Here is an 11295-nt window from a genome sequence, read left to right on the forward strand (position 1 = left end):
ACATCTATTTTTATAATCATCAACGTTTTCAAGAACGCAACAACGGCCTTGCCCCTCTTGAAATGAGGAACAAGGCCGTCGCCTAATCTTTTATTATTTCATTGTCCACTTGACAGGGAGCAGTTCATTTTCCAGAGAATTTTTTTGTTTACTTGCGAATAAATAGGTGAAGGGGAAAACAAGCTCCCTCCGCTAGACAATCATTCGTGAGTAAAAATAAATTATTTTTTACAAAAGTTTACGAATAGATAAGTGTGGGGGAAGCAAGCTCACTACTAATTCAAAAAAGTAAGATTTTTTTAAAAAATGATAACGACTTGCGAATAAGTAAGTGAGAGGGAAAACACCCCTCAAGGAGATACACACTTGAAAAAATAAATCATTTTCCAAATGATTTACGAATAAACAAGTGTAGGAAAAATGAAAGGAGAAGAAGGATGATTATAGCACCAGCTTTATGGATTTTATCATGGTGGAAAAAATAAGTTTGTTTTAATTTAGGGGAGTAGAGATGATAACAGTTCAACATATCCATAAACAGTTTGGAGACAAGGTTGCCTTAGACAACATTAGCTTTGACATTCAAGAAGGACAAATCTTTGGATTCTTGGGTCCCTCTGGCTCGGGAAAGACAACCATGATTAAGATTATTACCGGGCAGCTACCAGCAGATAGCGGAAAATCTTATCTACTAGGTAAAGAATCGACCCTATTGTCACCAGGGGACTTTGAAGCAATGGGCTTGGTCAGTGATTCAAGTGGTTTCTTCGAGAAGATGACCTTGGAAAATAATTTGTTGTTCTATGCAAAATTCTTTGGTGTCAGTTCGAAAGAAGTAGAGGTTATTCTACAAAAAGTAGGGTTGCTGGATAGTAAAAAGACAATTGCAGAAAAACTATCTACAGGCATGAAGCAACGAATGTTGCTTGCAAGAGCCTTAATCAATTCACCAAAAGTATTGTTTCTTGATGAGCCGACAAGCGGTCTAGATCCCACAACTTCAAAGCGGATTCATGAACTCTTATTGGAGCTAAAGGGTAAGGGGACGACGATCTTCTTGACCACGCATGATATGGCAGAAGCGACATTCTTATGTGATCAATTGGTTCTATTGAATCAAGGAAATTTGGTTGAAAAGGGAAGTCCGCAGGATTTGATTCATAAGTACAATGTCACTAAAAAAGCGAGGGTTACTTTTGAGGATGGTAGTGATACTGAGCTGTTGTTTAGTGAGTTGACACCTGAGAAGTTAGCTCAGGCAACCACTATTCACTCTTGTGAGCCGACTTTGGAAGACATTTTTATTCAACAGACAGGAGCAACCTTAAATGTATAAACGATTTTTAGCCTTACTTTGGCTTCGAACACAAGTCTTGGTGACCAATAAGAACATTCTATTGCCAGTATTGATGCCCTATTTCATGTTACTACTGTTTAAGTTTGTGATGAAAACAGATGATACCAAGGCAATGGATTTAATGGGAATTTGTTTTTCAATGGCTATTGGTATGTCAGTAGGAAGTCCTATATCAGCAATGATTTCTGAAGAAAAGGAAAAGAATAATCTGTCTACCTTGTTACTGACAGGTGTTCGCCCGAGTGAATATGTGCTGTCTATTTTGTGTTATCCTGTTGTCATTAGCTTTGTCAACCTCATTCTATTTCCAGCTATCACACAGGCTGATGTATCAGGATATATTCTTAGCTATTCGGTTATCATGCTTTTGACATCACTGGCTTCCATTTTAATCAACCTTTTAATCGGGGCAACTTCCCAATCTCAATCCAAGTCGCAGGTTACCTCGATGCTTATCACAATGGCAGTATCTATGGGACCTAGCCTGTCTTTGATGAATGAGACAGTGGGTCAGATTTTGAAATATAGTTTTCTAGGAGCTTATATTGAATTTTTCAAAAATCCCCATTTTGAACTTTTGAATCAAGAATTCTATTACCTATTGGGGTGGATTGTCCTGATTAGTTTGGCCTTGATTCTCTATTTGGGAAATTGGAGGAAATATTTTAGGAACTCCCTATCAGGAATAAAAGAAAAAATTCAATATTCTTTATAATATGAATAAATTAGAAAGGAGAAATTTATGGTATCAGCATTCATTATCGGTGTCGGTGTAGGAATTATTGTTTATTGTATTCAAAACTAATAGGAAATTGAAGAAAGAGTATTATATTATGAAGGAGGAGAAATACATGCTAGTAGCTGCAGTTACAGGTTTCGTTGTTGGTTATGTGGCGGCACATTATTTGAGACCATAATTGATGGTGAAATATGAGTATTAAAATTCTTTGGTTTTTCCAGAGAATTTTTCTTTTTGTTTACGAATAAATAGGTGAGGGAGTTATTGCTCATCTATCTTATTGATAAAAAGGGGAAACAATATGAATATGTTTAGGTCTATTTTTAAATCGATTATCTATAGAAGAGATGTTGCTTTGTTCTATGCCTTTGCTGGTTTACCAATCTTAGTTCCTATATTGTCCAAATTTTTGGTAGGCGTAAAGGCTGAATATACAGACAATTTTTTAGATTTTCTAGGGGCAGCATTGGCAACACAGGATGGGATTGTGTTACCAACATTGCTGTTATCCTTGATAATTTCCGCAGTTTTTAAGGATGAGATTGATAGCGGTATTCTATTTTTATATAAAGATCTGAATAGAACTCGACTTTTTAATGCAAAAATCATTAGTTTAGTGACGATGTATGCCTCTTATGTCCTTCTAACAATGCTGACAAGTGCGATTGCTTATTTTGGTTTCTTGAATGCTTATGGAAAAGTAGTATCGGATGATTGGAATAATGTACAGTCCACTCTCCTATCTATTTTTGCAACAATTTCAATCAATGTTATCGGTATTCTATTGGTTGCCATGGTTTCTATCAAAGCCAAATCCTTACAGGCAGTTTTAGCAGGAGTTTTTTGGTCGCTGTTTACAACAACTGCACCATTTCTCATTGGAGTTCATTATGTCGTACCGAATGGCTATGCTCAGATGAGCTTTAATCAGCCATTGCTTGCATGGTCCTTGGTAGCAGCTATAACGACATTTTATATTATTGCTACCTATCTCAAAGGCTGTTCGAACTTTGAAAAGCTGGAATTTTAGAAATAGTTAGAAAATGGAGTTACTTATGCTTAAAATCAATCATTTATCAAAACAGTTTGCAGGAAACGAATTTTACTCACTAAAAGATGTGAGTTTGGAGATCAATAAGGGCGAGATTGTTGGTCTGATTGGGAAAAACGGAGCTGGAAAATCCACGCTCATGAAATTAATGGGCAAGTCCCTAAAACCAAGTTCGGGAACCATTACCTATAAGGGTACGGATATTTTTAGCCAAGATAATTTGTTGGTAGACTTTGGGATTATGATTGATCCAGTCTTCTATCCAGAAATGACAGTTATAGACAATCTTAAGTTTTATTTGGACCTGCATGGGAAAAAAGAGCTCTATCCAAATATTGAGAAGACCTTGAAATTGGTAGAGTTATGGGATGCTCGCAATCGGAAACCAAAGGGATTCTCGTTTGGTATGAAACAACGGACTGCTTTGGCAATTGCCTTGGTTGCGGAGCCAGATTTCCTTATCTTAGATGAGCCGTTTGTGGGCTTGGACCCGATTGGTGTTCAGAAATTGATTGATATTTTGAAGCAGTGGTCTAGTGAGCGACAAATTTCCATGCTGATTTCGAGTCACCAACTAGGTGAGCTGGAGGCCTTGTGCAGCCGCTATGTCTATATCGAATCGGGAGAATTGGCCGAGGCTTTTGAAGGTAAATCTCATCCAAGTGTACTCGTGCAGTTGGATACGACTAAAAACCTAGATTCTGTAGAGGCTTTGCTCAATGACCATGTGGTGCTAGAGGGGGAAGTGTTAGAGATTTCCACTGCTACACCTACAAGTGAGCTAAATCAGATTTTTGGTGTGCTGGCTCGTCAAGAATTGATTGTGAAACTAGAAGTGAAAGAGAATCACTTGAAAGAAATCTTTACGAAAGGGTAGTGAGTATGAAGCAAATTTTTCCAGCTATCTTTAAAACGATTTGGAAGCGAAAGGAGACGCAGATTTATCTCCTGTTCACTTTGTTTCCTTTTATTTATCTGGTCACTTCATTTATTGAAGGGTCGAATTTTATGCAAATTCATGCTAGTGAGGGGTCGGTTAGTCTCGTTGCCTTTACGAATATGATGATGAGCTCTGTGGATAGTTTTATTCTTCCTAGTTTGACCCTGTATTTCTTGGCTATCTCTGTCTTTAGGAAAGAAGTAGATGAACATACCATGTTTTTATACAGAGATCTTGGGCGGAAGCAGATTTTCTGGTCGAAATATTTGGGTCTATTAGCAACAATTGTTATTTTCTATGGTCTCTTCTTTGCGACATCTGCATTTGTACATTATGTCAGGGTAATCCATCTGCCTTTTGGCAGTCCGTCCGTTTTTGATACTAGTTTGGCAGAGAGCTTGAGTAATGTGTTCTGTATTGTCGCTTATTTGCTAAAAGATATTTTATCAGTTAGTTTGGCAACGGCTCTTTGTTTGTATCTGAAAAATATTACCACAATGGTCACAGGATTTTTGGTGACGATTACGATGATGATTTTAGCAGTTGTTGGCGGTCCAGTTGCGATGCTTTTTCCAACTAGTTATATGCCTTTAGCGAGCGAAGGTCTTACAGGAGTGGGACTTGCTTACTTAGGAGCTATCGGTGTCACAATTGTTTACGTACTCGTATTTACTAAAATTGCTGTGAAAAAGTTCAAGAATTTGGAGTTCTAGGTATGAATAGAAGACTCGTAGGAGTGTTGTTGAAATCGTTCAATAAAACGATGTTCTTGTTTGGAATAGTGCTGAGTGCTCTTGGGGTTGGAATGGGTTTGCTTCTTCCCCAGTTTATTGGTCAGTTGCTAGATCAAACCTATTTAAGCAATCTATTAACACGACCAGAATTGCTGGCTGGCTTCATCCTTTTCTTTGTATCGGTCTATACGGTACAAGCTCTATCCAATTATTTCATCGGGCGTAGTGGTAGTAACGCACTCAAACAGTTGCAACAATATATTTATGAATCCTTGTTGACCACATCTGTAAAGGACTTGGAACAGTACCAATCCGGCGATCTTGCCAGTCGTTTGACCAATGATATGTCGGTTGTTCTGAACTTCATCACCGTTATTCTTCCAAATTTCTTGATGAATGGTTTGATGGTTATCGGGTCAATTTATTTTCTGTGGACCATCAGTCCGTGGCTCACGGGTCTTAGTCTCTTGTTGCTTCCTTTGTTGTCAATGGTTATGATTCCAATGAATCAGCGGTTGGAAGGTTACTACTCTGCTTACCAAGAGGGATTAGGGCAGGTTTCTAGTAGAATTAGTCATAAATTTACAACGATTCGTTTGATGAAGGCCTTTCAGGGAGAAAAGCATGAACAACGAGAGATGGGCAAGTCTTTTCAGAAACTGTCACAAACCTTTGAGAGAATGATTAGACTATCAGCGGTGCAACATACTTTAGTTAGTAGCTTGATGACAGGATTTATCATTCTGATGTTGCTTGTAGCAGGTATAGAAGTGACCAAGGGAGTGATGACCATGGCTACATTGACAACCTTCGTATTGTACATGATGCAACTGATTGATCCAGTAACAGATATTGCCTCTTCCTTAAATGAACTAACGGAGTTTCAGGCGGTGTCTAAACGTTTGGTAGAATTGCTGGAACTGACTAAGGAAGAACAGGTAGATACAGAGTTGGTTGATGCTACTAGTATCCACTTGGAAAATATTCGTTTTTCCTATCATACAGATCCAGTTTTGAATGGAGTATCGGTTAGAATTCCTGAAGGAGCTCATGTGGCGATTGTTGGTCCAAGTGGGGCAGGAAAGTCAACTATTTTTGCCTTGCTGATGAAATACTATCAAGACTACCAAGGAGAGATTCGAATTGGTCAACAATGCTTAAGTGATATTTCAACCAAGGAGATGAGAAGATTGATTTCCTTCATACCTCAAGATAATACTCTCTTCCATGGGACGATTAGAGAAAATCTATTGTATGGAAAGAACGAGTCTGTGTCTGAAGAGCGTATTGTTCATATTCTCAAGGAGTTGGGATTGTCTCATTTAGTAGCTGAGTTGGAAGATGGTTTAGATACTCGGATTTCAGAAAATGGGACAGGTTTGTCGGAAGGTCAAAAACAACGGTTTAGCATTGCGAGAGCCTTGTTGTTAGAGTATCCTATCTATTTGTTGGATGAGGCGACAGCAAGTTTAGATACTGTCACAGAACGTGTCATTAGCAAAGCGATTGACCGTTTAACAGCTGGAAAAACAAGGCTAACCATTGCTCACCGTTTGCACACAGTGCGTGAGGCGGATGCGATTCTGATCTTAGATAAAAATGGGCAAGTGGCTGACTATGGTCCTCATCAGCAGTTAGTGGAGAGAAATCATCTCTATCAAGATTTCTTAAGAGGCTTACCGCAAGCCAGTTAGTGAATGGGAGTCGATGGACCGACCATTCTAAGTCTAGGGTTACCTAATAATAAAATGGAATACTGATGATTACTTGTACAATAAATAGATAGGAGAAAAGAATGAAACAAACAACTTACACATTATCTTTGGGAGGAAATGATAGCGGGGACTCGAAAGTTTCAAAAATGGAAGAAAGGTTTGAAAAATATATGGAGGGAATGGCAGAGTGGTTACGGCGTTCTGGGAAGAGGAGTATTGACAAATGGTTTGTTCATGTGCGAATTGAGGAGTAAAGTAGCTGTGAGCAAAAATCACAGATGTTTTTATAAATAATGAAAAACACATGAAATGAATTCTGTTTTACTTTCCCTTAAGCTTGGCGAGTTATACTATATCCAAGCTAGAAATAGCAGAAATACTTTTCACCTAAAGGTGTCCCTAGCTCTAAGCCGCAAGCGACAAGAGCTAGGGATTATATAATCTCCTGGAAATACTGGATTCACTGAGTCTGGTATTTTCATTTTATGCTATAATGGTTTCATGACAAATCGAATTTTAGACATGGAACAAATGCAGGACGAGGAATACGTTGAGCGTACCCTGCGTCCGCAGAAATTAAATGAATACATCGGTCAGGATAAGGTCAAGGACCAGTTGAAAATCTTTATCGAGGCAGCCAAGCTCCGTGATGAAGCCTTGGACCATACTCTTCTTTTTGGTCCTCCAGGTTTGGGTAAAACCACCATGGCCTTCGTTATTGCCAACGAACTAGGGGTTAATATCAAGCAGACCAGTGGTCCTGTCATTGAAAAGGCAGGCGATTTGGTTGCCCTTCTCAATGATTTGGAGCCTGGAGATGTCCTCTTTATTGACGAGATTCACCGTATGCCCATGGCGGTTGAGGAGATTCTCTACTCTGCTATGGAAGATTTTTACATCGACATCATGATTGGGACTGGGGAGGCCAGTCGCTCTGTGCATTTGGAGTTGCCGCCTTTTACCCTGATTGGAGCGACCACTCGTGCGGGTATGCTGTCCAATCCCCTGCGGGCCCGTTTTGGTATCACCGGGCACATGGAATACTACGAACTGGCTGATTTGACGGAGATTGTCGAGCGGACAGCGGATATCTTTGACATGGAGATTACCCATGAAGCAGCGATCGAGCTGGCTCGTCGTTCCCGTGGGACCCCTCGTATCGCCAACCGCCTGCTCAAGCGGGTGCGGGATTTTGCACAGATTATGGGCGACGGTCTGATTGACGATATCATTACGGACAAGGCTCTGACCATGCTGGATGTGGACCGAGAGGGGCTGGACTATGTAGACCAGAAGATTCTCCGGACCATGATTGAGATGTACGGCGGCGGTCCTGTCGGGCTCAACACCCTGTCGGTTAATATCGCCGAGGAGCGTGAAACGGTGGAGGACATGTATGAGCCCTACCTGATTCAGCAGGGCTTCCTCATGCGGACACGGACGGGGCGGGTCGCGACAGCCAAGGCTTACGAGCACTTGGGTTATCCCTATACGGAAAAATAATGGCAGAGCAGATGGGACAAGTAGCCAGTTTATTTGGAGATTGGCCTGAGGCAATTATTTGGACCTGTTTAGAAGGCAGAATGGGACAGATTCATGTCGATAATACCCAGTCGCCCCAGTCAGCCCTAGCTCTCTATGGACGGCAGAGCTTCTTTGGTTTTTTGGCCGGAAAACCAAATGCGGACTTGCTAAAAATGTGTGAGGGAAAGGATATTATTTTAGTACCCCAAAACCAAGCCTGGTCAGACTTGATAGAAGGGACTTACGGAGACAGGATCCGGTCCTTTACCCGTTATGCTACGAAAAAAGATACTAGTTTTGACCTTGGGCATTTGCAGAAACTGATTGATGCCCTACCTGAAGAGTTTGACCTGAAAGTGATTGACCGTAATCTGTATGATGCCTGTCTAGTAGAAGAATGGTCACGCGATTTGGTGGGCAATTATGCTGATGTGGAGCAGTTTTTAGACTTGGGTCTAGGCTATGTCATCTTGCATAAGGAACAGGTGGTGTCAGGTGCCTCATCCTATGCCAGTTATTCAGGTGGGATTGAGATAGAAGTGGATACTAGGGAAGGCTATCGAGGTTTGGGTTTAGCTAGAGCTTGTGCTGCTCAGTTAATCTTAGCTTGTTTAGACCGTAATCTCTATCCTAGCTGGGATGCCCATACTCTGACTTCCTTGAAACTGGCTGAAAAATTGGGTTACCAATTGGACAAGCCCTATCAAGCATATGAATGGAGATAAGATGACACCGACATTTATTTGGGATTTGGATGGAACGCTCTTGGATTCCTATGAAGCGATTTTGGCTGGCATCCAGGAAACCTATGAGCAGTTTGGTCTTCCTTTTGACCGTGAAGAAGTGAGAAAATATATTCTTCGCTATTCTGTCAAGGATTTGCTGGTGCGTGATGCGGACAACTACGGTCTAGATAGCGATGAGCTTAATCGCGTACGTGCGACTTCCTTGAAGGAGAAGAATACGCAGATTCCCTTGATGGCAGGTGCGGCGGAAATCTTGGACTGGACAGCTCAGCAAGGCATTCAAAACTTCGTCTATACTCACAAGAGTGACAATGCTTTTCAGGTTTTGGAGGAATTGAGTGTCCGTCATCATTTCACAGAAATCTTGACCAGCGATTCTGGTTTTGCCCGCAAACCAAGTCCAGAAGCTCTGCTATTTCTCATCGAAAAATACGGACTGGACAAGGAAAACACCCACTATATCGGCGACCGTCTGCTCGATGTGGAAACGGCTATTAATGCGGGTATTCATAGTATCAACCTGCAAATTGATGGCGTGGAGCAGAATTGGAAGATTGTTTCTTTATTGGACATAAAACAAATATTAACAGATAAATCAAGTCATAACAACCTGTGAAAACGGGTGGCTTGTACACCAGCTATAAGCTGTTTCTCTCCAGCAACATCTAAAGACGTCCGCTGAACTTCGTTTAGGTTAGTGCTATGACTACTTGACTAATGCCCGTAATATCGGGCCTTTATCTTGTTATGGCTTCAAGCTATAATAAAAAATGAATCCAGCCGTCTGTTTTAAGAAGAGCATGATATGGAATTTGTGTAATATATTTGATATAATTTAAAAAGTATATTTGGAGGTGTGGTTTATGAACGATAAGGAATTTGGACAGCGTGTACGTCAATTACGAGAATCTGTTAGCATGACACGTGAACAGTTTTGTGACGATGAACTGGAACTCTCTGTGCGCCAATTAACTCGTATTGAAGCAGGTACTTCCAAGCCGACTTTTTCAAAGATTCAGTATATTGCAACTCGTTTAGGTATGGGACTTTACGAGCTTATGCCAGATTACGTATCCTTACCCGAAAGATATTCCAAGCTGAAGTTTGATGTACTTCGCACCCCAACTTATGGTAATGAAGATTTGGCGGAAAAGCGAGATGCCATGATGACAGAAATCTATGACGATTATTATGATGAATTGCCTGAGGAGGAGAAGATAGCAATAGATGCGATTCAATCACGAATTGATACTTTAGAGTCAGGTACAGCAGGCTTTGGAAAAGAGATACTGGAAGACTACTTTGAACAAATTTTTCGCAAACGAAAGTATGAATTGAATGATTTGTTGATTGTTAGGCTCCATCTTGAATATGTTAGGTTATCTAGCTGTGATTCAGAAATATTTAGACAGTTTTTGAAAATTATAGAGCATTTACATGAGCAAATCAATATCATCAATTCAAATGATTTATTTGTTCTAAGGGATACATTATTATCTTGTGTAAACATTTTGGGAAGTAAAAAATATTACGAACCAATACCAAAGATATTTGACAGTGTAGATAAGATTATACAGTCGACACAAGATTTTCAGAAAAAGCCCATTGTTAGTGTATTAAAATGGAAATATGCACTTTTTGTGGATAAGGATCGGGATGAGGCTGAAAAGCATTATCTAGATGCGGTGCTATTTGCAAAATTGATAGAAAATAGAGAGTTAGAACAAAAGATTGAAGAAGATTGGAGAGTTGACAATCAATAAAGTGACATTTTTGTCCTGTTGAAGAATTGTGAAAAGCATTATACTAAACTCATAAAGATTAAAGGAGATTAGTAACATGTTTAACTATTTGAAATTTTTTGGTCGTCTTGGCGGTAACTGGGGAACATGGGTTGAAGAATAATATTATTAAAAAGGGAGTGGGACAGAACTCGACCATTCATAGAAGAGTTCGTCAACAAGTCTTTATTTCTAGTTGTTGAGCTGAAACAGTCTATTCCCAGACTGTTTCACTCCCACCCCCGCACAGCTCAAACTGTCTGGGAGACAGTTTGAGGTTGGAGATGAAGCGAACTTTGTTCGCAACAGTCGTAATGGTCAGATTTGGAGTGTGAAAAACGAATTGCTGAGATTTGCTTTGCAAATCTTATCTCCAACCTTTAACAGTCCACTGGACTGTTAAACCCAATCAACCACTGCGCTGAGATGTTGACACTAACTTTGAGAAGCGGTGCTGGGCTTTTTGTCCAATGTCATTAAGTTAAGCATTTAAGTAGCTAAAGAAACTATTCCCGTCTGAGCAGTTCATGACAAAACGGGAATAGTTTTTGTATTTAGGGCGCACAAAAAGGAGGTTTTTTATACTCAATTAAAATCAAAAATAGCCGATATCCAATCTCTATGTACAATTGATTTGAGTTGATAAACAGTTAAGGTTTGAATAATCTCTTGAAGTTTATCGATTACCTCATTTAAAGTCTTAAATAC

General features: G+C 39.9%; 11 protein-coding genes. All 11 read left to right on the plus strand.

Features of this window, described 5'->3' with window-relative positions:
• Positions 1–511 precede the first annotated feature (511 nt).
• The 11 genes from ODU39_RS09950 (at position 512) to ODU39_RS10000 (ending at position 10569) form a co-directional block, all read left to right on the plus strand.
• Complete coding sequence (locus tag ODU39_RS09950) at positions 512–1336, plus strand: ABC transporter ATP-binding protein (RefSeq protein WP_398580359.1); 825 nt, start codon at positions 512–514, stop codon at positions 1334–1336.
• Positions 1329–2072 (plus strand): ABC transporter permease, encoded by a 744-nt coding sequence (locus ODU39_RS09955; protein WP_044763137.1) that lies wholly within the window; start codon positions 1329–1331, stop codon positions 2070–2072. The genes ODU39_RS09950 and ODU39_RS09955 overlap by 8 nt, the downstream gene beginning before the upstream one ends.
• 325 nt (positions 2073–2397) lie before the next feature.
• Positions 2398–3126: an amino acid transporter gene (locus ODU39_RS09960; RefSeq protein ID WP_398580360.1), complete on the plus strand. Its 729-nt coding sequence runs from the start codon at positions 2398–2400 to the stop codon at positions 3124–3126.
• Between the two features lie 25 nt (positions 3127–3151).
• Positions 3152–4024, plus strand: a complete 873-nt coding sequence (locus ODU39_RS09965; RefSeq protein ID WP_105179232.1) for an ABC transporter ATP-binding protein — start codon at positions 3152–3154, stop codon at positions 4022–4024.
• Between the two features lie 5 nt (positions 4025–4029).
• Positions 4030–4800 (plus strand): hypothetical protein, encoded by a 771-nt coding sequence (locus ODU39_RS09970; RefSeq protein ID WP_053867148.1) that lies wholly within the window; start codon positions 4030–4032, stop codon positions 4798–4800.
• A gap of 2 nt (positions 4801–4802) precedes the next feature.
• Positions 4803–6515, plus strand: coding sequence for an ABC transporter ATP-binding protein (locus ODU39_RS09975; RefSeq protein WP_208571489.1), 1713 nt, complete (start codon positions 4803–4805; stop codon positions 6513–6515).
• Between the two features lie 101 nt (positions 6516–6616).
• Complete coding sequence (locus tag ODU39_RS09980) at positions 6617–6790, plus strand: hypothetical protein (RefSeq protein WP_169050576.1); 174 nt, start codon at positions 6617–6619, stop codon at positions 6788–6790.
• 247 nt (positions 6791–7037) lie between these two features.
• The gene (gene ruvB, locus ODU39_RS09985) at positions 7038–8039 is read left to right on the plus strand and encodes a Holliday junction branch migration DNA helicase RuvB (RefSeq protein WP_105257590.1); all 1002 of its coding nucleotides are present in this window, start codon (positions 7038–7040) and stop codon (positions 8037–8039) included.
• A complete protein-coding gene (locus ODU39_RS09990) occupies positions 8039–8785 on the plus strand; it encodes a GNAT family N-acetyltransferase (RefSeq protein ID WP_105257591.1) in 747 nt (248 codons plus the stop codon). Before ruvB ends, ODU39_RS09990 begins: the two co-directional genes overlap by 1 nt.
• A 1-nt stretch (position 8786) precedes the next feature.
• On the plus strand, positions 8787–9422 hold the full coding sequence (locus ODU39_RS09995; protein ID WP_105257592.1) for an HAD-IA family hydrolase: 636 nt from the start codon (positions 8787–8789) through the stop codon (positions 9420–9422).
• Positions 9423–9669: 247 nt separating this feature from the next.
• Positions 9670–10569, plus strand: a complete 900-nt coding sequence (locus ODU39_RS10000; protein WP_105138897.1) for a helix-turn-helix domain-containing protein — start codon at positions 9670–9672, stop codon at positions 10567–10569.
• Positions 10570–11295: the final 726 nt, after the last annotated feature.

This window comes from Streptococcus sp. 2021WUSS126 (assembly GCF_044427255.1).
Classification (GTDB): Bacteria; Bacillota; Bacilli; order Lactobacillales; family Streptococcaceae; genus Streptococcus; species Streptococcus hashimotonensis.